This window comes from Pseudoalteromonas sp. UBA2102, assembly GCF_002331165.1.
GTDB classification, from domain to species: Bacteria; Pseudomonadota; Gammaproteobacteria; order Enterobacterales; family Alteromonadaceae; genus Pseudoalteromonas; species Pseudoalteromonas atlantica.
Map to the genome: position 1 here is coordinate 6,864 of NZ_DCYU01000107.1, position 249 is coordinate 7,112.

Here is a 249-nt window from a genome sequence, read left to right on the forward strand (position 1 = left end):
GCTTCGCCATTATGCCCCACGCGCCTGCGCCCCTTATTTAAAAGTTATATCGCTGTAAACATCGCCTGTCGCCCCACTGTCGTGTGAATTTCGTAACCGACAATCGATTAAAACATGGATAGTTTCCTCTCACATTGGTAAGGAGCCCAAATGATAGTCAAACGTCTTAGAGAAAAACGAAACTGGTCACAAGAACAACTTGCCACGTTAAGCGGCTTGAGTACTAGAACTATTCAACGAATAGAAAGT

General features: G+C 44.2%; 1 protein-coding gene. It reads left to right on the forward strand.

Annotated features, from left to right (window positions below; all coding sequences use genetic code 11):
- Nucleotides 1-150: 150 nt before the first annotated feature.
- Nucleotides 151-249: helix-turn-helix transcriptional regulator (locus B2R65_RS14875; RefSeq protein WP_286743978.1), on the forward strand; the 99-nt coding region annotated here is incomplete at its 3' end.